The organism is Streptomyces sp. NPDC088350, assembly GCF_044753545.1.
Taxonomy (GTDB): domain Bacteria; phylum Actinomycetota; class Actinomycetes; order Streptomycetales; family Streptomycetaceae; genus Streptomyces.
Window position 1 is genome coordinate 97,879 of the sequence record NZ_JBIVNL010000002.1, and the last position, 22,955, is coordinate 120,833.

A 22,955-nucleotide genomic window follows, 5' to 3' on the forward strand; every position below is an offset into this window, starting at 1 on the left:
ACGCGACGGGATTGCGTACGAGGCTCAGTAACGCGAATGGGGCGGCCACCCGGTCAGGGTGGCCGCCCCATCGTCGTACAGACGCCTACCCCAGGGCCTTGCCCGGCAACTCCACCTTCGCGCCCAGCTCCACGAGCTTCTCCATGAAGTTCTCGTAGCCGCGGTTGATGAGGTCGATGCCGTGGACCCGGGACGTGCCCTGGGCCGCCAGGGCCGCGATGAGGTAGGAGAAGCCGCCGCGGAGGTCGGGGATGACCAGGTCGGCGCCCTGGAGGCGGGTCGGGCCCGAGACGACCGCCGAGTGCAGGAAGTTGCGCTGGCCGAAGCGGCAGTGGGAGCCGCCGAGGCACTCGCGGTAGAGCTGGATGTGAGCGCCCATCTGGTTGAGCGCGGAGGTGAAGCCCAGCCGGGACTCGTAGACCGTCTCGTGGACGATGGAGAGGCCGGTCGCCTGCGTGAGGGCGACGACCAGCGGCTGCTGCCAGTCCGTCTGGAAGCCCGGGTGCACGTCCGTTTCGAGCGCGATGGACTTCAACTGGCCACCGGGGTGCCAGAAGCGGATGCCCTCGTCGTCGATCGCGAAGGCACCGCCCACCTTCCGGTAGGTGTTGAGGAACGTCATCATCGAGCGCTGCTGCGCGCCCCGGACGTAGATGTTGCCCTCGGTCGCCAGCGCCGCCGACGCCCAGGAAGCGGCCTCCAGACGGTCCGGGAGGGCCGCGTGGGTGTAGCCGCCGAGCGAGTCCACACCGGTGATGCGGATCGTGCGGTCGGTGTCCATGGCGATGATCGCGCCCATCTTCTGCAGCACGCAGATGAGGTCCTCGATCTCCGGTTCCACGGCCGCGTTGGCGAGTTCGGTGACGCCCTCCGCCAACACCGCGGTCAGCAGCACCTGTTCGGTCGCGCCGACGGACGGGTACGGCAGCTGGATCTTCGTACCGCGCAGCCGCTGCGGGGCCTCCAGGTACTGGCCGTCCGCCCGCTTCTCGATCTTCGCGCCGAACTGCCGCAGCACCTCGAAGTGGAAGTCGATCGGCCGGCCGCCGATGTCACAGCCGCCGAGTCCCGGGATGAACGCGTGCCCGAGCCGGTGCAGCAGCGGACCGCAGAACAGGATCGGGATGCGCGACGAGCCCGCGTGGGCATCGATGTCGGCGACGTTGGCGCTCTCGACGTGCGACGGATCGAGCACCAGCTCGCCCGGCTCCTCACCCGGACGGACCGTCACCCCGTGCAGTTGCAGCAGTCCGCGTACGACCCGAACGTCTCGGATGTCCGGTACGTTGCGCAGTCGACTTGGCTCACTGCCCAGCAGGGCGGCGACCATGGCCTTGGGTACGAGGTTCTTCGCACCGCGGACACGGATCTCGCCCTCCAGCGGGGTTCCGCCGTGGACAAGCAGTACGTCGTCTGAGCCGTTGACGGTCATGAATCTCGCGTTCCGTGGAGTTGGTCAGGGGCCGAAGACGTAAGCGTAATGGCCGCCCACCCCCCTTCAGAAAGCCCGAGGACCGCTCAGCCACGTCATAGCTGTGTCACAACACGAACCGTTCCCTATCGGGCACATGGGGTCACCGGAGGGGTCTGTGCGCGGAGGACGCTTCGGTGCGCCCTGAGCTGCGTTCACTCAGGTACCCGCATTGCCTCCCCCATCACGGGGAAGATGCGGGATCATGTCTGGCATGACCGAGGTGTCCTCGCTCACAGGGCGGTTGCTCGTGGCAACACCCGCCCTGGCGGACCCGAACTTCGACCGCGCGGTGGTGCTCCTTCTCGACCACGACGAGGAGGGCTCCCTCGGTGTCGTCCTCAACCGGCCGACCCCGGTGGACGTCGGCGACATCCTGGAGGGCTGGGCGGATCTCGCCGGCGAACCGGGAGTCGTGTTCCAAGGCGGCCCGGTCCAGCTCGACTCGGCCCTCGGCGTCGCCGTCATCCCGGGCGGCGCGGCCGGCGAGCGCGCCCCGCTCGGCTGGCGGCGCGTGCACGGCGCGATCGGACTCGTCGACCTGGAGGCCCCGCCGGAGCTGCTGGCCGCGGCGCTCGGCTCGCTGAGAATCTTCGCCGGTTACGCCGGCTGGGGGCCCGGTCAGTTGGAGGACGAACTGGTCGAGGGCGCCTGGTACGTCGTCGAGTCGGAGCCCGGTGACGTCTCCTCGCCGTCCCCGGAGCGGCTCTGGCGCGAGGTGCTGCGCCGCCAGCGCAGCGAGCTGGCGATGGTGGCGACGTATCCGGACGACCCTTCCCTGAACTGATGCCTGAACCGATCCCCGAACTGAGGGCCCCTTCGCGGAACTGATGCCGGTGAGCTTCAGTACCCTTGGCACTATGAGCACTCTTGAGCCCGAGCGCGGGACTGGTACGGGGACCCTCGTAGAGCCGACGCCCCAGGTGTCGCACGGTGACGGGGACCATGAGCGCTTCGCCCATTACGTCCAGAAGGACAAGATCATGGCGAGCGCCCTCGACGGCACTCCCGTGGTGGCGTTGTGCGGAAAGGTCTGGGTGCCGGGCCGCGACCCGAAGAAGTACCCGGTGTGTCCCATGTGCAAGGAGATCTACGAGTCCATGGGCGCCGGCGGGGACGGCGACAAGGGCAAGGGCGGCGACAAGTAGCCGTTCGGTCCAGCTGACTGTTTGAGGCCCTCGGGGCGCGCTTCGGCACGCCCCGAGGGCCTTTCGTGTGTCACGAAGTGGTTGAGACCTCTTGTGGGCGCGTTCATCTACTCCCTAATCTCCGTGGTGTTGTGCAGAGCGAAATGCTCATTGCGCATGTTGCAACGCACGCCCGGATTCCCGGAGGAACGCCCCATGAAGGAGGTCGGCAACGACCCGAAGTCAGCGCCCGACGTCATGGAGTACGGCAGCACCGGCACGGCCGGCTACGTCCACGACGGCGGCCCGCAGGGGCCGCTCTGTCGAGCCCGACTCCTGTGGCCTCGTCAGGGGGAACAAATCTTCATATTTATCGAATTTATCTGACGCGCGCATTATGGCCACTTGGTGTGGCGGCATGAAGCTTGTTGTGCAGGTGAAGCTCCTGCCCACGCCTGAGCAGGCGGTGGCGCTGGAAGCGACCCTGCGCATGTGCGACGAGGCCACGCGATGGGTCTCCTCGGTGGCGTTCGAGCGGCAGGTGTTCGGTAGGAAGTCGCTTCAGGTGGCGGTGTACAACGAGGTGAAGGCCATCAACGGCCTCTACCATCCCGGAAACCGGGGTGGCTGGACGCGGGCGACGCATCACAGCCAGTGATGCTCGTACCGCACGCCCTGTTGCCTCGGCGACGGGCAGTTGACGGTGTTCACCCAGATCTACGTCATGACCAACGGCGGCGGCATCGCGCGCCAGAACCTCGTCCTCAACGTGTACGCCTACCAACAGGCGTTCGCGTCCTCGAAACTCCGCAGGCAGGGGGAGGAGCTGTGAGCACGCTCCGCGGTTTCGTACGACGGCCCTGGCGGCTCGCGGCCGAGGCCTCGGCGCTGCTGATCGCGGTCGTGGTCGCGTTCCCCCTATTGGATGGTGCTCAGCGCCTTCAAACCGGCCGGGGAAATCGAGTCGAGCGAGCCCCGGCCGTGGACGCTGGCGCCCTCCCTGGACTCCTTCCGACGGGTCTTCGGGCAGCAGGAATTCGGCCGTTACTTCGTCAACGGCCTTGTCGTGGCGGGCACGGTGGTCATCGTCTCGGCGCTGATCGCCTTTCTCGCCGCGACCGCCGTGACCCGATTCCGGTTCCGCTTCCGGACCCCCCTCCTGATCATGTTCCTGGTGGCCCGGACGGTGCCCGTGGAAGCGCTGACGATCCCGCTGTTCTTCACCATGCGGGGGCTCGGCCCGCTGAACACCCTGGGGTCGCTGATCCTGCCCCAGATCGCGTTCTCGCTGCCGTTCGCGATCTGGACGCTGCGGGGGTTCGTGAAAGCCGTACCGGACGCGCTGGAGGAGGCCGCGTACATCGACGGGCGAGCCGGACGAGATTCCTGTGGCAGATCCTTTTCCCGCTCGTCTTCCCGGGGTTGGTCGCCACGAGCGTGTTTTCCTTCATCTCCGCCTGGAACGACTTCCTCTTCGCCAAGTCCTTCATCATCAGCGACACTTCCCAGTCGACCCTGCCGATGGCCCTGTTGGTCTTCTACAAGCCCGACGATCCTGACTGGGGCGGGGTCGTGGCGGCCTCCACGGTGATGACGATTCCGGTGCTGGTGTTCTTCGTACTCGTACAGCGACGCCTGGTCTCGGGACTGGGCGGAGCGGTTAAGGACTGACGTGACCGAACTGATTCCTCAGCCCGGCAGTGTTGCCGCCGGTTCCGGCGAGGTGCGGCTGACGAAGCGCTCCCAGCTCTACGCCGGCGACGCGACGGAGGGCGTCGGCAACTGGCTGCGCACCGTCCTCCAGCAGGCCACCGGTCTGCCCCTGCACGAGGGACGGGAACTCGACGACGCCTGCGACGACGGCATCGGGCTCCAACTCGACCCCGCCCTCGGCCCCGAGGAGTACCGCCTCGTCAGCGACTCGAACGGGGTCTTCATCGAGGGCGGCAGCGCGGCCGGTGTCTTCTGGGGCGCCCAGACGCTGCGTCAACTCCTCGGCCCCGACACGTATCGCAGGGCTCCGCTGGACCGGGACCGCACCTGGGCCGTGCCGCACCTCACGATCCAGGACTCCCCCCGCTTCCGCTGGCGCGGCCTCATGCTCGACGTCGCCCGGCACTTCATGCCCAAGGAAGGCGTCCTGCGCTACCTGGATCTGATGGCGGCGCACAAACTCAACGTCTTCCACTTCCACTTGACGGACGACCAGGGCTGGCGCGTACAGATCAAGCGGTACCCGAAGCTGACCGAGATCGGCTCCTGGCGGGCGCGCACGAAATTCGGCCACCGCGCCTCACCGCTGTGGGACGACAAGCCCCACGGCGGCTACTACACACAGGACGACATCCGGGAGATCGTCGCCTACGCCGCCGAGCGGCATATCACCGTGGTCCCCGAAATCGACGTACCGGGACACTCGCAGGCGGCCATCGCCGCGTATCCGGAACTCGGCAACACCGACGTCATCGACACCACATCCCTCTCCGTCTGGGACACCTGGGGGATCAACCCGAACGTACTCGCCCCCACTGACAACACCCTGCGCTTCTACGAGGGGGTGTTCGAGGAACTGCTCGACCTGTTTCCCTCGGAGTTCATTCACGTCGGCGGCGACGAATGCCCCAAGGACCAGTGGAAGCGGTCGCCGGCCGCGCAGGCCCGCATCGAGGAACTCGGGCTCGCGGACGAGGACGAGTTGCAGTCGTGGTTCATCGGACACTTCGACAAGTGGCTCTCCGCGCGCGGGAGAAGGCTCGTCGGCTGGGACGAGATCCTGGAGGGCGGTCTCGCGGACGGCGCGGTCGTGTCGTCCTGGCGCGGCTACGAGGGCGGGATCGCGGCCGCCCGCGCGGGCCACGACGTCGTCATGTGCCCTGAACAACATGTGTACTTGGACTGGCGGCAGGCCCCCGGCGAGGACGAGCCGGTGCCGATCGCCCATGTGCGCACCCTGGAGGACGTCTACCGCTTCGAGCCCGTTCCCGAGCGGCTCACCGAGGCCGAGGCCCGTCATGTGCTGGGCGCGCAGGCCAACGTGTGGACCGAGGTGATGGAGGACCACGCGCGCGTGGACTACCAGACGTTCCCCCGGCTCGCGGCGTTCGCCGAGGTCGCCTGGAGCGCGCTTCCGGCGCCCGCGGAACGGGACTTCGCCGACTTCGAGCGCCGGATGGCCGCCCACTGTCCGCGACTCGACGCCCTGGGCGTCGCCTACCGGCCGCCCACGGGCCCCCTGCCGTGGCAGCGGCGCCCCGGAGTGCTCGGACGACCCAAGGACGGCCCGCCCCCGAACGCGTAGAACACAGAGGAGAGAAAAGCCCCAGGAGTCACCGATGAGTGGCAATTCGCGCGTACCGGTGATGCCGTACGAAAACGGACCATCTCCCTGAGGGGGCGGGCGAATGCCTCCTAGCGGACCCCCGCGTTCGGGTCTTGCGAAGATGTGCCAGAGTTGCCACGTCCGCCCTGTCAGCACGTACCGTACGGCAGCAACAGGTGGGACCAGGTGGGGCAGCGGGAAGGGGCAGCCGGTTTGACCACGCACGCACCGCAGGCGGGGCAGTCCGTCACGCTGCCCACGACGCTGGACGAGGCCGTGGCGGCGCTCACGGCCCTGCCCACGGCCGTTCCCGTGGCCGGCGGCACCGACCTCATGGCGGCCGTCAACTCGGGGCAGCTCAGGCCCAGCGCGCTGGTCGGTCTCGGCCGGATCAGCGAGATCCGCGGCTGGCAGTACCAGGACGGGCACGCGCTGCTCGGCGCGGGCCTCACGCACGCCCGCATGGGCCGCCCCGACTTCGCCGCCCTCATCCCGGCGCTCGCGGCCTCCGCGCGTGCCGCGGGCCCGCCGCAGATCCGCAACGCGGGCACCCTGGGCGGCAACATCGCCTCGGCCGCGCCCACCGGTGACGCGCTGCCCGTACTGGCCGCCCTCGAGGCGACGCTGATCATCGCGGGCCCGGGCGGAGCCCGCCGTGAGATCCCGGTGTCGCACCTGCTGGCCGGCGTGGAGATGCTGCGCGGCGGCGAACTCATCGGCTTCGTGCGCGTGCCGCTGCTGCACGCCCCGCAGGTCTTCCTGAAGGCGACCGGCCGGACCGGCCCGGGGCGCTCGATGGCGTCCGTCGCGGTCGTCCTCGACCCCGCCCGGCGCGGGGTCAGGTGCGCCGTCGGCGCCATAGCGCCGATGCCGCTGAGACCGCTGGACGCCGAGCAGTGGGTGGCCCGGCTGATCGACTGGGACAACAGCCGCACGATCGTCCCCGAGGCGCTGAGCGCGTTCGGGGAGTACGTCGCCGCGGCCTGCATCCCCGACCCGGTACCGGCCGAGGACGGGTCCGTGGAACAACTTCCGCCCGCCGTACTGCACCTGCGGCGCACCGTCGCCGCACTGGCCCGACGAGCACTCGGGAGGGCGCTGTCGTGACCGACGACCAGCACGGAGAGGGCGCCCCTCAGGGCGGCGGACGCTGGGACCCGCTGCCCCAGGGCGACTACGACGACGGCGCCACGGCCTTCGTGAAACTCCCCGAAGGCGGCATCGACGCCCTTCTGGCCGCCCCGGGCCACGGCTATGTGCCGCCGCCCATCACGGCCACGCCCGCCCCGGACGCCGACCCCTCGGACACGGGCTCCTGGGCCGTGCCCGCCGAGGGCGTCCAGTGGCCCGACCCGAACGCCGTACCGCAGCAGGGGACGGCCGGGGGCGAGCAGTTCTCGTACCGCCCCGGGGCAACCGGCCAGTGGACCTTCCAGGACACCAACGCCCCGGACGGGGGCGCCGCTTCCGGGCGCGACGTGACCGGGGAGTGGTCGATCCCGGTCGCCGGTGGTGATCTCCCGGACGAATCGGGCGAGTTCACCACGTCGGCCCTGGTCGAGCAGTGGGGCGGCACACCTCCGGCCACCCTCCCCGGCGGCGCGCCCGCGCCCTGGGCGACGGAGGGCGCGGGCCAGAACTGGGCACAGCAGGCGTCCGGCACGGGCGTGACCGAGCGGCCGGGACAGCCCGACACGCACACCGACGGCCGAGGCGCGGCCTACCCGGCGACGGGCACCGACGGGCGGGGCGCGACCTACCCGGCCAACGGCACCGACGGCCGGGGTACGGCGTACCCGGCGACGGACACCGACGGGCGCGGTGCGGCACACCCGGCCGGCCGTTTCGAGGCGCACCCGTCCGCCGAGGCGCCCCGCCGGCCGTACGACGAACCCCAGGGCGCCGACCCGTACGCCCACTCCCGCACCGAGGCCGCCGCCGACCCCTACGGCGACGCGCGCGGCGACCGCCACGACGACGCCTCCGCCGAACCCGCCCCGGCCGACGCGCAGTCGGCCGACGAGAACGGCGCGGCGGGCCGCGATGTCGAAGGGGCCGAGGAGGCCGCTGAGGGCCCCGCCGAGCCGTCCGCGGCGGCCGACGCGTCCGACGGCGCCGAAGCCGCCCCGGAGGCCGCCGAGGCGCCCGTGACGGCCGTCGGGCCCGACGCGCCGGACGAGGCCGCCGAACCGGCCCCGAAGATCCCCGGCGAGGAACACCCGCTCGCCTCCTACGTGTTGCGCGTCAACGGCGCCGACCGGCCCGTCACCGACGCCTGGATCGGCGAGTCGCTGCTGTACGTGCTGCGCGAGCGGCTCGGCCTCGCGGGCGCCAAGGACGGCTGCTCGCAGGGCGAGTGCGGCGCCTGCAACGTCCAGGTCGACGGACGGCTCGTCGCCTCCTGCCTGGTGCCCGCCGTCACCGCCGCCGGCTCCGAGGTCCGTACGGTCGAGGGCCTCGCCGTCGAGGGGCAGCCCTCGGACGTGCAGCGGGCGCTCGCCAAGTGCGGTGCCGTGCAGTGCGGTTTCTGCGTCCCCGGCATGGCGATGACCGTGCACGACCTCCTGGAGGGCAACCCCGCCCCCACCGAACTGGAGGCGCGCCAGGCCCTGTGCGGCAACCTGTGCCGCTGCTCCGGCTACCGGGGAGTCCTGGACGCCGTCCAGGAAGTCGTCGCCGAACGCGAGGCGTACGCCGCCGCGGCCGAACCTGAGTCGGACGGCGACGAGGCGCGTATTCCCCACCAGGCGGGACCCGGAGCCGGTGGTGTCCACCAGTCGGCGTTCGAGTCGCCGCGCACGCAGGACCAGGTGTACGGCCAGGACGGAGGTCAGGCGTGAGCAACGAAGCCGCCACCGCGACCACGGAGGCCGCGCCCGCCCCGGAGCTGCCGGGCCACGGCCTGGGCGCCTCGCTCCCGGCCGCCGACGCCCGCGCGAAGACCGAGGGCACCTTCCCGTACGCGGCCGACCTGTGGGCCGAGGGCCTCCTGTGGGCGGCCGTCCTGCGCTCGCCGCACCCGCACGCGCGCATCGTGTCCGTCGACACGTCCCACGCGCGCGACATGCCGGGTGTACGGGCCGTCATCACCCACGAGGACGTGCCGGGCAGGGACAGTTACGGACGGGGCAAGGCCGACCGCCCGGTGTTCGCCTCCGAGGTCGTACGCCACCACGGGGAGCCCATCGCCGCGGTCGCCGCCGACCACCCCGACACCGCGCGCATGGCCGCCGCCGCCATCATGGTCGAGTACGAAGTACTCGACCCGGTGACCGACCCCGAGCAGGCCTTCGAGGCCGAGCCGCTGCACCCCGACGGCAACCTGATCCGGCACATCCCGCTGCGCCACGGCGACCCGGACGCGGCCGGCGAGATCGTCGTGGAAGGCCTGTACCGCATCGGCCGCCAGGACCCCGCCCCCATCGGCGCCGAGGCCGGCCTCGCCGTGCCCCGCCCCGACGGCGGCGTCGAGCTGTACATCGCCTCCACGGACCCGCACGCCGACCGCGACACGGCAGCCGCCTGCTACGGCCTGGAGCCCGACCGCGTCAAGGTCGTCGTCACCGGCGTCCCCGGGGCCACCGCCGACCGCGAGGACCAGGGCTTCCAACTCCCGCTCGGACTGCTCGCGTTGAAGACCGGCTGCCCGGTCAAACTCACCGCCACGCGCGAGGAGTCCTTCCTCGGCCACACCCACCGCCACCCCACGCTCCTGCGCTACCGCCACCACGCCGACGAGGACGGCCGCCTGGTCAAGGTCGAGGCCCAGGTGCTCCTGGACGCGGGCGCCTACGCCGACACCTCCTCGGAGGCCCTGGCCGCCGCCGTCTCCTTCGCCTGCGGCCCCTACGTCGTCCCGAACGCCTTCATCGAGGGCTGGGCCGTCCGCACCAACAACCCGCCCTCCGGACACGTGCGCGGCGAGGGCGCCATGCAGGTCTGCGCCGCCTACGAGGCGCAGATGGACAAGCTCGCCAAGAAGCTCGCCATGGACCCGGCAGAGCTGCGCCTGCGCAACGCCATGGCCACCGGTGACGTCCTCCCGACCGGCCAGACGGTGACCTGCCCGGCGCCGGTCGCCGAACTCCTCCAGGCCGTACGGGACTTCCCGCTGCCGCAGCTCCCCAAGGACACCCCCGAGGACGAGTGGCTGCTGCCCGGCGGCCCCGAGGGCGCGGGCGAACCGGGCGCGGTGCGCCGCGGCGTCGGCTACGGCCTCGGCATGGTGCACATGCTCGGCGCGGAGGGCGCGGACGAGGTCTCCACGGCCACGGTGAAGGTCCACGACGGCATCGCGACCGTGCTGTGCGCGGCCGTCGAGACCGGCCAGGGCTTCACCACGCTGGCCCGGCAGATCGTCCAGGAGACCCTGGGCATCGACGAGGTGCACGTCGCCCCCGTGGACACCGATCAGCCGCCGGCCGGCCCCGGCTGCCGGGGCCGCCACACGTGGGTCTCGGGCGGCGCGGTCGAACGAGCCGCCAAGATGGTCCGCACCCAACTTCTCCAGCCCCTGGCGCACAAGTTCGGCATGTCCACCGAACTCCTCCAGATCACCGACGGCAAGATCACCTCCTACGACGGCGTCCTCTCGACGACCGTCACGGAGGCCCTGGACGGCAAGGAACTGTGGGCCACCGCCCAGTGCCGCCCGCACCCGACCGAACCCCTGGACGAGGCGGGCCAGGGCGACGCCTTCGTAGGCCTCGCGTTCTGCGCGATCCGCGCGGTGGTCGACGTGGACATCGAACTGGGCTCGGTGAGGGTCGTCGAACTGGCCCTCGCCCAGGACGTCGGCCGCATCCTCAACCCCACCCAACTGGTAGCCCGCATCGAGGCCGGCGTCACCCAGGGCGTGGGCATCGCGTTGACGGAAAACCTGCGCACCGCGCGCGGGTTGATCCGCCACCCCGACCTCACCGGCTACGCCCTGCCCACCGCCCTGGACACCCCCGACATCCGCATCGTGAAACTCGTCGAGGAACGCGACGTGGTCGCCCCCTTCGGGGCGAAGGCGGTCAGCGCGGTACCGGTGGTCACCTCCCCGGCGGCCATCGCGTCCGCCGTACGCGCCGCGACGGGCCGCCCCGTGAACCGCCTCCCGATCCGCCCGCAGGCGGCGGTGGTCACGAACGGGCAGTACGGGCAGTAGGCGACGCCGGCAGAGCGGTTGCCGAGGCGCGGGAACGTTCACGGGTGGTCTGAGCGTCTGATGGGGTGAGGATGTTTCGGACGTTTCGCGTCCGTCCGCGCCCTGCGAGGCGTTTTCGCTGCGCTTCCACCGCGTTTTCGCTGGTCAGAGCCATTGTCAGTGGTGCCGCGTAGTGTTCTGGGCAGTGGGGACGACAGCGGAACACCGGTGCCGCACGGGGATGATTCACGCACGGGGGAACCATGCACGGGGGAACGATGAGCAGGACCGACGCCGGTTCTACGGCGACCACGATCACCTTGACCGAGGACGACCTGGATCCGTACATCACGCACGCGTCCACGCGCCGCTGGCTGACCGGCCCCGGACTGCCGGGCGACAGCGCCCTGTTGACGTTCGAGGAGCTGCGTCGCGAGGGCCTGCGGACGGTGGCGGACTCGCTGGGCGATCCCGACCCGCTGGCGGAGGAGCTCCGGGACCAGCTGGTGATAGGCGCGCTGTGGGGTCCCGACGGCGCCGAGGCGGAGTCGATCCTGCTGGACGGCGAGACGGGCGAGATCGCGACGACGTACTTCTTCCACGACCGCCCGGACCTGATGGAGGCCGACCCGCTGGCCCCGTCGGTCGAAACACTTGCCCGCTTCACCACAACCACCGACGAACTGAAGGGCCTGCGCGGCCAGTTCGCGTCCTACAAGGGCCGCCACGGCACGAAGACGGCGGCGGAGGCATCACGCCAGCTGCTCGCGGTGTTCGAGTCGGAGACGCCCGGCGAGGTGCCCCCGTTCTGGAAGGCGGCGGCACTGATCCGCCCCCTGGCCCTGGTCGCCGGTCCCGGCACGACCTCGGGACTGACCCTCGACATCCCGGCCCGCCTGCTGGACCAGGAGTTCGGCCAGGGCACGGTCGCCCGCTTCGAGGAGGTCGACTTCCCCGCGACCCTCACCCACGAACCGACCCGCCGCTTCCTGCGCGAGACGGGCCTGCCCGAGGACGCGTTCCTGTTCCAGCTCGACACGGACGTCCCGCTCCCGACGCTCTCCGAGTTCTACGAGGACGAGCCCGCCGAGGAACTCCCGCCCCGGGCCGACCACTTGATCCGCCTCGGCTACCTGATAGAGGACAACAGCCTGGTGGTGGACGGCGCGACGGGCGAGATCCTGACCTGGAGCGAGCCGGAGGCGACCCTGGCTCCCCTCAACACCGACGTCTCGACCCTCGCCTTCACCCTCTGGCTGCTGCACCGTGAGAAGGCGATCGACGCGGACCTGTCGGGCGAGCTGACGGCAGAGGCGTACGACCAGTTGGCCACCACGATGCTCCAGACCCTGTCGACGGTGGACCCGACGGGGACGGATGCCCGGATGACCGGCCGTCACTACTGGACGGAGGCGTTCCAGGACGAGGCGGGCGGGGTGCTCTGACGCGTACGCGGCCGGTCGCGGTCCGCAGAGGAATTCGGTCGCGTCGAGTGAGGTGAGCCGTTACGGTCCGCCTGACCGCACCGAGCGAGGGGGACCGGACATGGAGACCGAGCGCGGCGCACGGACCGGCCGACTGGGCCTGCTGCTGGACCAGTTCGACAAGGCCCGGGAGATGGCCCAGGTACGGCTGACGGGACTCGGTGACGAGGAGTACCTGTGGGAGCCGGCCCCTGACTGCTGGTCGCTCCGACGCCGGAGCGAGGCGGTGACACCGAGGGCGTTCGGACCGGGTGAGTGGGTGCTCGACCTGGGCGCGGCGGACATCCCGGCGAGCGAGTACGCCGAGGTCGCCCGCCAGGCTGCCGACGGCATGACCGTCACCAAGATCGCCGACGACTGGAGCGTGAGCGTCGAACGCGTCGAGCAGATCCTGGCCCACACCGGCGAGCCGGAACCCGACAACACCCCGATCACGACCATCGCGTGGCGCCTGGGACACCTGCACTTCCAGTTCGCGGGCGCGTGGGAGTGGACGTTCGGCGACCGCCGGCACGATCCCAAGCGGATGGTCGACTTCAGCCCCTCCGCTGCCCTGACCCTCGAACACTTCTGGCCGGTGATCGACCGCTGGCGAGCAGCGGTCGGCACGGTGACGGAGGACCAGCTGGATGTCGTCGGCTTCTCCCAGTACCCGTACGGCTCCGACCCCGACGACCCGTACGTGGCTGTGCTGGCGGGGGCCAACCTGGAATTCATCCACCACATGGCGGAGACAGCGCTGCTGCGGGACCTGTGGCGGACGCGGGATGCGAGTGGGCTGTAAGCCGCTCATGACTCAGGCACCGGGCCGAGCACTCCAGGCGCTCCGGAGAGCCGCCGGCACGTCGGCCCCGAGAACCGCGCGCGTCGTCAACCCGCCCGGCAGGGTGGGCAGTTCGGCCCAGTGGGTCACGGTCTCGGCACCGCCGAGTCCGTAGGGCAGCCGGACGATCCCGTCGGAGTCGACGAAGCAGTTCCGGTGCTCCGTCCCGTCCTCACCGAAATGCAGAGTCGTGAAGTACATGGGCCTGACCAGCCAGAATTCCTCACCCAGTGAGGTGCCGGACTTGGTGTCGCTGTCGGCCGGATACCGCCCCGTGATCGCCGCCGCGACCGGCGTACCACTCGAAGGCAACGCGTCGCGCACGGCGACCCACGTCACCGTGGCGTCCAGCCTCGTCATCTCCATGGCGTCATCTCCATGGCCGGCAAGACGCCTTGGGGGTCGGTGAGGTTGCTTGAGCTGCCGGTGCGGTCGGCAAGCAAGCTGTGGAGGCCGTGGCGGGAATCGAACCCGCGTAACTCGCTTTGCAGGTTTGTCCGTGCTGGTCAGAGCGTGATCCGAACCCGTTCGCTGGCGTTCAATCCCGTACGGAGCCTGTATTCGGAGGGGCAGAGTGAACGGCTCTGAACGGCCGCGTACGGCGATGAACGAGACGGAAACTGAGACGGAGGGGGTGGAGATTCTGCCTGCTCAGGAACCGAACGATGGGCCAGAAGTCTCAGCCGTGGGGACGGGTCCCGGCGGGAGGCGCGACGTGGCAGGCTTGACCGTGACGACGGGGCACGGCGAGGGAGGGTGAGTGTCGCAGCAGGCGAGCCCGCGCGGGACGTTTGAGAAGATCGCGGATGCGCTCAAGGCTCAGGTTGACGCAGACCCGAAGATGGTGGAACTGCCGTCGATCGCGGAACTCATGCGTGATCACGGGGTGTCGCGCGGCGTGGTACTCCGGGCGTTCGCAGCGCTTGCGAAGACGGGCGCTGCGGAGCCGGTTCCCGGTGGACGCTGGCGCGTGATCCGGGACGGACAGCGGACCGACCGCCGGCCGCTGGCGGAACGGCTCGTTGACGTCTTCGCGGATGACGGCCTTGAAGTCGGGGCAACCTTCCCGAGCGCCTCCGCGCTGTGCGAGAGATTCGATGTCTCGCGTCCGACGGCGACCAAGGCACTGGAGAAGCTGGAAGCTGCGGGATGGCTGTCCGAAGGTGGACAGGGCAAGATCCGGACCGTGCGTGCCCTGCCAAGTCGAGAGGAGAGTTCCTCACTTTGACGGGACTGACGGAGTGGGCGTACCCGCTCGCCGAATCGCTGCTTGCCGAGCCGCTGCCGCGTCGTTGGAAGCATTCGCTCGGAGTTGCTGAGCGTGCGCGCACCATCGCACTCATCGTCGGTGCGGACGCGGAACTGTTGGAGGCGGCTGCGGTCCTGCACGACATCGGATACGCACCGGACCTTGCCAAGACGGGCTTTCACCCGCTCGATGGCGCCCGATATCTCCGCGACGTCGCGGGCGCCGACGAGCGCGTCGTCAACCTGGTGGCCCACCATTCCTGTGCGTGGATGGAGGCGGAGGCACGGGGCTTCCGCGAGGAACTTGAGGGCGAGTTCCCGCGTGAAAGTGCCCAGCTCAACGATGCGCTCTGCTACTGCGACATGAACACGACTCCGGACGGCACGCCCACGAACCCTGTGGACCGGATCAACGAGATTACCGGTCGCTATGGGCCGGACAGCTTGATCGGTACGTTCATCCGCCGGGCAGAGCCGGAGATCCTGGCGAGTACGTCGCGCGTGCTCGAACACGTCGCCGCCGCCAAGCGTCAGCCGATGTAGGGCACGGTTCGCGTCCGGTCCATCGCGTGCTCGATCCTGAGTCGCATGGTGGGGTGGATGTCGTACTGAGACAGGTCCGTTGGGTCGACCCAACGGACCTGAGTCGTTTCGCTGCTCGTACGAACGTCGCCGCCCACCGGCCGCGCGCGGAAGCACATGCTGAACTGCTGTCGAACCTCGCCGTCGTCGTACTGGAGCACGTGCCCCGGATCGGTGTAGATCCCGGTCAGTTCGAGGACCTCAACCTTGATCCCGGTCTCTTCCCAGACCTCACGTACCACGGTGTCGCTGATGAACTCGCCCGCGTCGTGGCCCCCGCCGGGAAGTGCCCAGCGGCCGTTGTCGGACCGTTTGATCAGTAGCACTTCCCCCGCAGCGTTCTGCGCGAACGCCACGACAGACGGCACAACCGAGTTGGCGGGCGGGGCGTCGGGGTTGTGGAAGTGGTCAATGCGTCCCATGGTCAGGCTCCCTTGAAGTCGGCTTCTGTTGCCTGGCGTGCTCCTCCCCAGGTCTGTTCGATGCTATTGGCGTAGGTGTCGAACAAACCGCCGCCGGGCATTCGCCGCAGGTGGAGGACGGGTGCCATGTATGCGGCGACGCCGTAGACATGGGTATTCACCAGGATCTCGTCATCCGCCCGGAACAGGGAGTTGTAGAGCGTGGCTTCGTGCAACCGGAACCGTATCTCCGGGTGACTCTCGAAGAGTGGGCGGTAATTGATCAGGGCGTTGCGGATCTTGCCGTCCATGATCCCGTGCCCCTCGTCGATACCGCGCTGCTTCACTGCCGCGCACTTGGGATCTCCGAGCAGGATGCGTACCTGCGTCTGCCCCATGTGTCCCCCGAGTTCCACCTTCTTCCGGAGGAGACTGAGGAACTGGGGGTCCTCGGACAGGAACAGTCCCGAGTACACGAGGACATCGAGGTACCTCTCAGCGCGCTCGTACATCTCGCGCCAGAGACCGGACGGGACCAAGTGGCGGTGCGGGTAGACGGTGACGATCTCCGCCTTGCTGAGATCCGCCGCACTGTCCACTGCCCGGGTGTCATCCCACAGGGCCGTCACGTCCATCTTGAGCACCGACGCCGTGGCGTACTGGTGTCGCCGGTAAGGCACCTTCCCCTGGGTGATCCACCGTTCCACGGTCTTCGGGTTGACGTCGATCTCTTCGGCCAACCCCTGAACGGTCATGCCACGGGCCAACAGGGCTGATCGCAAACGCTCGTTGGACATCTGCTCTCCCGGTGGGACGTCTGGGACTTCTTGACCGTAGCTAGAAGTCCCCGAGGTGTCCACGTACGGGGTAACCAACTCCCCCGACCTGCACCGATTCTGATGGTGCACCAAGAAGTCCCCGGTGCGAAACCAAGAAAGCCCGTCGCTGCACTTGACGGACCCCTATGCAGTATCTGTAAAACAGGTACTGCACCACGAAGCGCCCGGAGGAAAGCCCGCAGGGGTGAGTACGAAGGAAGCGCGATTTGGTTGAGAACTGAACAGTGATCGTGCGGGGCTGACGCGGGAGCGGCGGTCATGGCAGGTGCCCAGGGCGAGGGTCCGGGGGCAAACCGTCGTGATGGACGCAGCTCTCCCCCTACGCGCCTGGCAGGCGCCACCCGGTGACGGGTGTGGGGAGATACAGCGGGGCTCCAACGCACGTGGCGGGATGAGAAGACCGCCCCCGAGACGACCGGGTGACGTCGTCGGCGGCACGCCACCCTGCACCGTTTCGTGCAAGCCGCCTGCTGGCGTCAGAGCAGTGACGATGACGCACCCGATTCACCGGCTCGGGATCTGCGCTCCGTGGCAACGGCGCGCAGGTGAAAGCCGTGTCCCTGCTACTGGCGGGAGGTCGGCATGAGCCGACGAGATACCAGGGTGCCGCTGTGACGGACTGGCCGGCGGCACCGCACCACCTCTTGTTCCGGTCCGTTCTCGGCTTCGCGGCGTTCAACGCCGCGGTCGGCTGCCTCTTCCGTCCGTCCGGCCCCGCGTTTCGCGTGGTGGTCGTACGGCCGGGAGTGCGGGGAGTCGCAACCGCTGATTCCGAAACCCAAGAGCGGGCCCCGGGGTGCGACCCGGGACCCGCAGCGCAGGCACCTGATTGGGAGGCACCTGTGATCACCAGTCTGACAGATGCGGAGCGTGCCGAACTGGCGCGCAAGGCCGCTGAGGCGAACAAGCGCAGCGAGGACAACGCCCGTGCGCGTGGTGGCCGTTGATGGCCGGCGGCGAGCACGAGAAGCCGAAGGAGCCGCTCCCTCAGCGGCCCCGTGGTCCGCACCCCTACCTGTGGGGGTGACCGACCCCTGAACCGATCACCCCGACAAGCCGCCCTGCCCGTCCGGCCCGCACCTGGATGCGCCGGCCGTACGGGCGGGGTGGCAGGGAGCCGGAACACCTTCACTCTTTTGGAGTTCGCATGTTCGCAACGCTCGTTGCCGTGCTGGGCACGCTCGCGGGAACCGTCGTGGCCGGTCTGATGCAGCATCTGACGACGACCCGTACGACCCGTGCCGCGACGGCCGAACAGCGTCGTAGGGCGTTGGCCGGTGCGATACCGGAGCTGCTGGCGGCGCTGGTCCGCCACCGCGAACAGCAGTACCTGAAGATCGTCGCCCGCAGCGACGGTCTGGCCGACACCCCTGAGGCGCGGCAGGCCCGCTACGCGGCCCGCTCCGCCGTGACCAGCGCGGTGGACACGCTCCACATGGCCACGGCCGATCGTGAGCTGCTCGCCCTGGCGCAGGAAGCGGTGGATGCCGCGATGGCCCTCGGGGACGCCCCGGAGGCCGAGTTGGAGTTGGCGGGTCTGCGGGCCCGGGTGGCGCACACCGCGCTGCGTACCGCCGGCGCCCGGCACGTCTACGCCTGACCCCGGCACCACGGCCCAGCCCCCGTCCGGTTCCCGGACGTATGCCGCAAGTGCAGGCGGGGGCACGCACCGCACCCACCCGAAGACCACTGACACAGAGGGAGACAGCCATGGCCTGGTTCGGCAGCGGCAAGAGCAGTGACCGTTTTCTTGAGGAGCACGAGACGGCTCGCGCGGAGCGGAAGCAGGCGGAGAAGCTGGGGTTCACGGAGCGCGCCCGGCTCTTCCGGGGGCGCGAGGACAGGGCGTTCAAGGCCTGGCTGAGTGAGACCGAGGCCGAACACGAGGCGTCCGGGCGCGGCCACTGAACAGCGGCATCAGCCCGTACTACGTCGCACGGGGCCCGGCCGTCCGCTGCCGGGCCCACCCCGTTCTTGCACCACCGCCCCGGCATCCATGCCGTGAGGGCGCGGGACCGCATCCCGCCCGGGGCACTCAGGCCGCTGCTCAGCGGCCCTGCCGCACGTCTGCGTGCGGCTCTTCCCCCCAACGGCGCGCACCCCCGGAGTTGGCCCTCCGGGGGTGCTGTTCGGGCCGTTCACCCTGCGAGAGGAACCACGACCCAATGGACCACATCGTCACAGTTCAGCACGTTGTTACCGCGTTCGCCGAATGGCGTGAGCCCACGGACGCGGAACTGGACGCGATCGACGCCGAGATGCCCGTGATCCTGGCGGACGTCGACCTGCTCGACGCACAGATCATCACCCTTGACCGCACCCCCAGCGAGCTGGACTCTCAGCGCATCCGCCGTGCCCAGCGCCGTCTGCTCACCGCCCGCCGGGAGCTGGCCAACCGCACCGCCGGCACGTCCCCGGCCGTCCTGGCCGGCTCCCCGTTCCGGGGCGGTGCGTGATGGCCCGCCGCTTCAAGGACATGCCCACCCCCGAACAGCAGTGGGCCGCACAGCAGACCGACCGCAGCGCCGCCCCGGTACCGGCGCGGCCCTACCGTCCCGCCACCGACACCCAGTGGCGGGCCATGACCCCGCACCAGAAAGCGGCGGAGCTGGCCCGCAGCGACGGACGCGAGGACGACGCCCGCGAGTGGGAGCGGCTGGAGGCGGAAGGCTCCGCCCCGCAGCCGAAGAAGAAGCGGGGGTGGCTGTGGTGAGCCTCAACCGCACAGGCCGTATCGCCCTCGTCCTCGCGCTGGTCGTAGTGGTCGCCATGGCGTTCCGCGTCTCGTGGAACGCGCTCAGGGATATCGCGAACGCGATCGGCGCGGACCACACCGCCGCCACCCTGTATCCGTTCGTGGTCGACGGCCTGATGGCGCTGGCCCTGGTCGCCGCCCTCGTCCTCGTCGACGACGACCGCAGGTTCGCGCTGAAGGTGCTGGGCACCTACACCGCCGCCTCCCTCGTCCTCAACTACGTCCACGGACTCGTTCCCGCGCTGCACGGGACCACGGTCGACTGGGGACGGCTGGCCGACTGGGACCCCGCCAACTGGGCCCTGGTGCTGCTGGCGACGTCGCTTCCGGTCGGGTCGATCTACTTCGGATCCGATCTCGTCGCGAAGGTCCTGCACCACCAGCCCGCCCCGGCCATCGACCCGATTCCGGCCCCGGCCGCGAATGCGGAGGAATCGACCGAGACCGCAATGAAACGGTCTACGGCTGACCTGCCGGAATCGACCCCCGCGCCGATCATCACCTCCGCCGTGGTGAACCCGGTACGGACGCCCGATCCGGTGCCGCTCGGCTTCCTGAAGTCGACTCTCCCGCTCAAGCCCGTACCCGCCATCGGATCGACCCCGGTCAACCCGGTCGGGTCGACTCCGAAGCGCACGACGGTTGCGGCTACGTCGCCCCGCCCGCGTGCGGCGACCGGTCGCGTTCCCGTCGTCGCCCGGTCGCCCCGCCCGAAGCGGACCCCGGCGCAGTTGCTCGATGCGGCGCGCACCGCGACGGCCGGTCTGCCGGACGCGAAGGTGACTGCCGAGGGCATCCGCCTGGCGATCCGCACGTCGCCGGCCAACGCCCGCATGCTGCGGGATGCGCTGCTGGCCGAACGCGTCGCCGCTGTCGGGACGCCGTGATGTCCGCCTACCCCAACACACCTACCCCGAAGGCGAGTTGACCGTGTCCAAGTCCGAGATCCGCCGCCTGGACCGAGAGATCCAGAAGACCGCGAACAAGCTGGAAGCAGTGCGGCGCGGCGAGTGGTGGCCGCTGACCGGCCGTGAGCGTCTCTCGATGACGCGTGCGCTGGCCAGTGGTGCCCGCAGCGTCCACCAGGGGCGCAGCACGGGCGGAGCCGAGAGCCGGATGGACTCCATCGAGTCCTCGGTCACGGCCCGGCTGAACGCGGAGCTGACCGCCCTGCACGGCGAGAAGCAGCGCCTGATCACCGAAGCGGCCCGCGAAAAGGCCGCGAAGAAGGCATCGGGGTGGTGGTGAGCGTGGACCGGCAGCGTTGCCCCGCCGCCCACCCGCAGGACCCCACCCCCTGTGACGGCCCGCCCGCCGTGACCGTGCGGGACACGGCGGGCGCCGGCGCGGACGGATGCGAGCACCACGGCGCCCGCATCCTCGCCTCCCTGAAAGGGGGCCGCGTCCACCCCCTGCCCGGCGCCCCCGAGGGTGCGGCGATCCGCGTGTTCAAGGCCGCCGACACGATCCGCCCGTTCTGCTGGCTCGACGGCCCCCGCACCCAGCCGTCCCAGCTCAGCCGTGCCGAGAACCGCGCCCTCCACCAGCGCTGACCCCCCGCGCCTTTCCCCGAACTCCCGCCCCCACACAGGGCAGTCAGGAGCCATTCCCGCATGTCCGAGAACGTCGTACACCTCGTCAAAACCCCGCCCACCGGTGCTGAGCCGGAGGTCACGCCCACGGTCCTGACCGTGGTCCCCGACGCGCCGCCGACGCCCCTGGTCCCGTTGTGGGTGCGTTCCGGGCGGGCCGTGAAGACCGCTGCCGCCCACGAGACCACCCGCTCCGCTGCCCGCGCGGTGGCCCGGCACAGCCTCTACACCTTCAACGGCGGGCGGATCGTGGCCCGCCGCACCTGGGACGGCAAGACCGGCGCCCGCTACGAACGCATGATCCGCGCCGCCGAGGTCGCGGGGAACCTGGAAGCGGCGGAGGAGTGGGAGGAGCGGCTCACGCGCTTCCGCCAGGCCCGCCACCACCGCCGCATGGACCTCCTCCACTCCCCCGTGGAGGCGGCCAAGGGCGTCGGGGTCGGCGCCGCCATGAGCGTCGGGGCGCTGGTCGCACTCGGGATCGTGATGGCCCTCAACAACCACGACATCCGCGACGTCATCACCCCGCTGAAAGCCACGATCGAGTTCATCGCCACCCTGATCCGGATCGTCCAGGTCGTCTGGCCCACCGCGATCGTCCTCGGTCCCCTGTTCGCCCTGCTGGCCCTGTGGAGCGTGGGCAGCAAGCAACAGGCCGCACCCCAGTGGGCACTCCCGGCCAACGTCCGCACGGGTGAGGGGGAGCCGATCACCCCGTCCATCGTCGTCAAGGCCCTGCGCGACCTCGGCGTACCCGCGCTGCGCAACGCCATCAAGGACATGGGCGACGCCGGCGCGTCCATGCTCGGTCCGATCCGGATCGCCGGATGCGGGGTCGAGGTCGACGTGACCCTGCCCTCCGGGGTGTCGACGAACGAGGTGCAGCAGCGCCGCCGCAAGCTTGCCGAGAACCTGACCCGGCACGAGCACGAGGTGTTCATCACCATCCCCGAAGCCGCCCGCACCGTCCGCCTGTGGGTCGCCGACTCCGGGGCGCTCGACGAGCCGATCGGGCCGTCGCCGCTGGTCACCGACGAGACGATGACCGCCGACTACAGGAAGGGCAAGGCCCCGTGGGGGCAGGATCTGCGCGGGGACGGGGCCGCGCTGTCGCTGTATCAGCGCCACCTGCTCATCACCGGTCTGTCCAACCAGGGCAAGACCGCCGCCCTGCGGGCGCTGGCTCTGTGGGCCGCGCTCGACAAGAGTGTCGAGTTCCGGATCGCCGACCTGAAGGGTGCCGGGGACTGGGCCATGTTCGAGGGCCTGGCAACCATCCTGATCCAGGGCCCGACCGACGAGGACGTGATCGCGGCGACCGAGATGGTCGAGGGCCTGGTCGAGGAGATGGAACAGCGCCTGGAACAGCGCCGCCGCGACCCCTCCACAGTGTTCGAGCCGCTGATCGGCATCGTCGACGAGGCGCAGGTGGCGTTCATGTGCCCGGCCAAGGACGACGAGAAGCGCCCCTACGGCGGCTCCAAGGCCACCTCCCGCTACTTCATGGCCGTGCGCAAGGTCCACAACCAGGGCCGTGTGGTCGACGTGCTGATGTGGGAAGGCACCCAGGACCCCACCGACCAGAACCTCCCCAAACTGGTCCGCGAGGGCGCCCACACCCGCGCCTCGCTCGCCCTGGGCACCGAATCGCAGGCCGTCATGGCACTCGGGGAGAAGGCCGTCAACGGCGGCGCCGCCCCGCACCTGCTCCGCCAGGGCCTCGACAAGGGAACCCTCGTCGTCGCCTCCGACGGGATCGCCATCCCCAAGGGACAGTCCTCCCTCACGGTCCGCACCCACTTCATCGACGACGCCGGAGCCGACGCCATCACCGACCGCGCCAAGGCCCTGCGCGACGGAGTCACCACCCTGCGCGCCGTCGACCGGGGCGAGACGCGTGACCCGCTCGCCGACATCGACGCGGTGGCCGGCGACGGGAAGCGCGCGTTCACGCAGGACATCATCAAGCGGCTGTCCGCGCTGAGCGAGGACGCCTACGGCGCCTGGTCGTTCGGTGACCTCAGCCGCGTGCTGGAGTCCTACGGCATCGAGGCCTACAAGTCGCACGGGCGGATGGTCGTGCGCCGCGACGACATCACCGCCGCCCTCCAAGAGCGCGACACAGACGCTTCCGCTTCCGCCTCCTGATCGCGGGGAGGCGAACCCTCCCGCGCCGGGGAGGC

Annotated in this window: 24 protein-coding genes and 2 pseudogenes; 22 read left to right on the forward strand and 4 right to left on the reverse strand. The window is 70.2% G+C overall.

Going from position 1 to position 22,955, the window contains the following annotated elements:
• Nucleotides 1–85: 85 nt before the first annotated feature.
• Nucleotides 86–1,432 (reverse strand): UDP-N-acetylglucosamine 1-carboxyvinyltransferase, encoded by a 1,347-nt coding sequence (gene murA, locus ACIQBL_RS05615; RefSeq protein ID WP_043679363.1) that lies wholly within the window; start codon nucleotides 1,430–1,432, stop codon nucleotides 86–88.
• A 253-nt stretch (nucleotides 1,433–1,685) separates the two neighbouring features.
• Between murA and ACIQBL_RS05620 the strand changes: the two genes are divergently transcribed.
• The 12 genes and pseudogenes from ACIQBL_RS05620 (at nucleotide 1,686) to ACIQBL_RS05675 (ending at nucleotide 13,316) form a co-directional block, all read left to right on the forward strand.
• Nucleotides 1,686–2,258 carry a YqgE/AlgH family protein gene (locus tag ACIQBL_RS05620; RefSeq protein WP_401938880.1) on the forward strand — a complete coding sequence of 191 codons (573 nt, stop codon included), beginning with the start codon at nucleotides 1,686–1,688 and terminating at the stop codon, nucleotides 2,256–2,258.
• 73 nt (nucleotides 2,259–2,331) lie between these two features.
• Entirely contained in the window at nucleotides 2,332–2,619 is a 288-nt protein-coding gene (locus ACIQBL_RS05625; RefSeq protein WP_078632165.1) for a DUF3039 domain-containing protein, read from the forward strand.
• Nucleotides 2,620–2,814: 195 nt separating this feature from the next.
• Nucleotides 2,815–2,985, forward strand: coding sequence for a hypothetical protein (locus ACIQBL_RS05630; protein ID WP_401938964.1), 171 nt, complete (start codon nucleotides 2,815–2,817; stop codon nucleotides 2,983–2,985).
• Between the two features lie 43 nt (nucleotides 2,986–3,028).
• Nucleotides 3,029–3,256 (forward strand): hypothetical protein, encoded by a 228-nt coding sequence (locus ACIQBL_RS05635; protein ID WP_401937208.1) that lies wholly within the window; start codon nucleotides 3,029–3,031, stop codon nucleotides 3,254–3,256.
• Between the two features lie 45 nt (nucleotides 3,257–3,301).
• Nucleotides 3,302–3,430, forward strand: a pseudogene (locus ACIQBL_RS05640) (sugar ABC transporter permease); the annotation flags it as partial.
• Nucleotides 3,427–4,269: pseudogene (locus ACIQBL_RS05645) on the forward strand (carbohydrate ABC transporter permease). The pseudogenes ACIQBL_RS05640 and ACIQBL_RS05645, both read left to right, overlap by 4 nt.
• Before the next feature lies 1 nt (nucleotide 4,270).
• Nucleotides 4,271–5,896 (forward strand): beta-N-acetylhexosaminidase, encoded by a 1,626-nt coding sequence (locus ACIQBL_RS05650; protein ID WP_401937210.1) that lies wholly within the window; start codon nucleotides 4,271–4,273, stop codon nucleotides 5,894–5,896.
• 234 nt (nucleotides 5,897–6,130) lie between these two features.
• On the forward strand, nucleotides 6,131–7,024 hold the full coding sequence (locus ACIQBL_RS05655) for an FAD binding domain-containing protein (protein ID WP_401937212.1): 894 nt from the start codon (nucleotides 6,131–6,133) through the stop codon (nucleotides 7,022–7,024).
• A complete protein-coding gene (locus ACIQBL_RS05660; protein ID WP_401937214.1) occupies nucleotides 7,021–8,757 on the forward strand; it encodes a 2Fe-2S iron-sulfur cluster-binding protein in 1,737 nt (578 codons plus the stop codon). Before ACIQBL_RS05655 ends, ACIQBL_RS05660 begins: the two co-directional genes overlap by 4 nt.
• The gene (locus ACIQBL_RS05665; protein ID WP_401937215.1) at nucleotides 8,754–11,069 is read left to right on the forward strand and encodes a xanthine dehydrogenase family protein molybdopterin-binding subunit; all 2,316 of its coding nucleotides are present in this window, start codon (nucleotides 8,754–8,756) and stop codon (nucleotides 11,067–11,069) included. The genes ACIQBL_RS05660 and ACIQBL_RS05665 overlap by 4 nt, the downstream gene beginning before the upstream one ends.
• A 257-nt stretch (nucleotides 11,070–11,326) precedes the next feature.
• Nucleotides 11,327–12,493: an SUKH-4 family immunity protein gene (locus tag ACIQBL_RS05670; RefSeq protein ID WP_401937216.1), complete on the forward strand. Its 1,167-nt coding sequence runs from the start codon at nucleotides 11,327–11,329 to the stop codon at nucleotides 12,491–12,493.
• Between the two features lie 100 nt (nucleotides 12,494–12,593).
• A complete protein-coding gene (locus tag ACIQBL_RS05675; protein ID WP_401937218.1) occupies nucleotides 12,594–13,316 on the forward strand; it encodes a DinB family protein in 723 nt (240 codons plus the stop codon).
• A 12-nt stretch (nucleotides 13,317–13,328) separates the two neighbouring features.
• On the opposite strand, the gene ACIQBL_RS05680 is transcribed toward ACIQBL_RS05675, so the two are convergent.
• The gene (locus ACIQBL_RS05680; protein WP_401938883.1) at nucleotides 13,329–13,715 is read right to left on the reverse strand and encodes an AQJ64_40280 family protein; all 387 of its coding nucleotides are present in this window, start codon (nucleotides 13,713–13,715) and stop codon (nucleotides 13,329–13,331) included.
• 400 nt (nucleotides 13,716–14,115) lie between these two features.
• Here ACIQBL_RS05680 and ACIQBL_RS05685 point away from each other — a divergent pair, with 400 nt between their 5' ends.
• The gene (locus ACIQBL_RS05685; RefSeq protein ID WP_401937219.1) at nucleotides 14,116–14,583 is read left to right on the forward strand and encodes a GntR family transcriptional regulator; all 468 of its coding nucleotides are present in this window, start codon (nucleotides 14,116–14,118) and stop codon (nucleotides 14,581–14,583) included.
• Nucleotides 14,580–15,146 carry an HD domain-containing protein gene (locus tag ACIQBL_RS05690; protein WP_401937221.1) on the forward strand — a complete coding sequence of 189 codons (567 nt, stop codon included), beginning with the start codon at nucleotides 14,580–14,582 and terminating at the stop codon, nucleotides 15,144–15,146. The genes ACIQBL_RS05685 and ACIQBL_RS05690 overlap by 4 nt, the downstream gene beginning before the upstream one ends.
• On the opposite strand, the gene ACIQBL_RS05695 is transcribed toward ACIQBL_RS05690, so the two are convergent.
• Together ACIQBL_RS05695 and ACIQBL_RS05700 are read right to left on the reverse strand one after the other, a co-directional pair.
• Complete coding sequence (locus ACIQBL_RS05695; RefSeq protein WP_401937223.1) at nucleotides 15,134–15,607, reverse strand: NUDIX domain-containing protein; 474 nt, start codon at nucleotides 15,605–15,607, stop codon at nucleotides 15,134–15,136. The two genes, ACIQBL_RS05690 and ACIQBL_RS05695, sit on opposite strands and share 13 nt — an antisense overlap.
• 2 nt (nucleotides 15,608–15,609) lie before the next feature.
• Nucleotides 15,610–16,383 (reverse strand): helix-turn-helix domain-containing protein, encoded by a 774-nt coding sequence (locus ACIQBL_RS05700; protein WP_401937224.1) that lies wholly within the window; start codon nucleotides 16,381–16,383, stop codon nucleotides 15,610–15,612.
• 1,189 nt (nucleotides 16,384–17,572) lie between these two features.
• Here ACIQBL_RS05700 and ACIQBL_RS05705 point away from each other — a divergent pair.
• The 8 genes from ACIQBL_RS05705 (at nucleotide 17,573) to ACIQBL_RS05740 (ending at nucleotide 22,920) form a co-directional block, all read left to right on the forward strand.
• Nucleotides 17,573–18,025 (forward strand): hypothetical protein, encoded by a 453-nt coding sequence (locus tag ACIQBL_RS05705; RefSeq protein ID WP_401937226.1) that lies wholly within the window; start codon nucleotides 17,573–17,575, stop codon nucleotides 18,023–18,025.
• Nucleotides 18,026–18,135: 110 nt separating this feature from the next.
• On the forward strand, nucleotides 18,136–18,333 hold the full coding sequence (locus ACIQBL_RS05710) for a hypothetical protein (RefSeq protein WP_401937228.1): 198 nt from the start codon (nucleotides 18,136–18,138) through the stop codon (nucleotides 18,331–18,333).
• A gap of 257 nt (nucleotides 18,334–18,590) precedes the next feature.
• Nucleotides 18,591–18,881: a DUF6284 family protein gene (locus ACIQBL_RS05715; RefSeq protein WP_401937229.1), complete on the forward strand. Its 291-nt coding sequence runs from the start codon at nucleotides 18,591–18,593 to the stop codon at nucleotides 18,879–18,881.
• Entirely contained in the window at nucleotides 18,881–19,138 is a 258-nt protein-coding gene (locus ACIQBL_RS05720) for a hypothetical protein (RefSeq protein WP_401937231.1), read from the forward strand. The genes ACIQBL_RS05715 and ACIQBL_RS05720 overlap by 1 nt, the downstream gene beginning before the upstream one ends.
• Nucleotides 19,135–20,067: a DUF2637 domain-containing protein gene (locus ACIQBL_RS05725; RefSeq protein WP_401938884.1), complete on the forward strand. Its 933-nt coding sequence runs from the start codon at nucleotides 19,135–19,137 to the stop codon at nucleotides 20,065–20,067. The genes ACIQBL_RS05720 and ACIQBL_RS05725 overlap by 4 nt, the downstream gene beginning before the upstream one ends.
• A gap of 43 nt (nucleotides 20,068–20,110) precedes the next feature.
• A complete protein-coding gene (locus ACIQBL_RS05730; RefSeq protein WP_401937233.1) occupies nucleotides 20,111–20,428 on the forward strand; it encodes a hypothetical protein in 318 nt (105 codons plus the stop codon).
• 2 nt (nucleotides 20,429–20,430) lie between these two features.
• Nucleotides 20,431–20,733, forward strand: coding sequence for a hypothetical protein (locus tag ACIQBL_RS05735; protein ID WP_401937235.1), 303 nt, complete (start codon nucleotides 20,431–20,433; stop codon nucleotides 20,731–20,733).
• 60 nt (nucleotides 20,734–20,793) lie between these two features.
• On the forward strand, nucleotides 20,794–22,920 hold the full coding sequence (locus tag ACIQBL_RS05740) for an FtsK/SpoIIIE domain-containing protein (RefSeq protein WP_401937237.1): 2,127 nt from the start codon (nucleotides 20,794–20,796) through the stop codon (nucleotides 22,918–22,920).
• The last annotated feature ends 35 nt before the right edge of the window (nucleotides 22,921–22,955 follow it).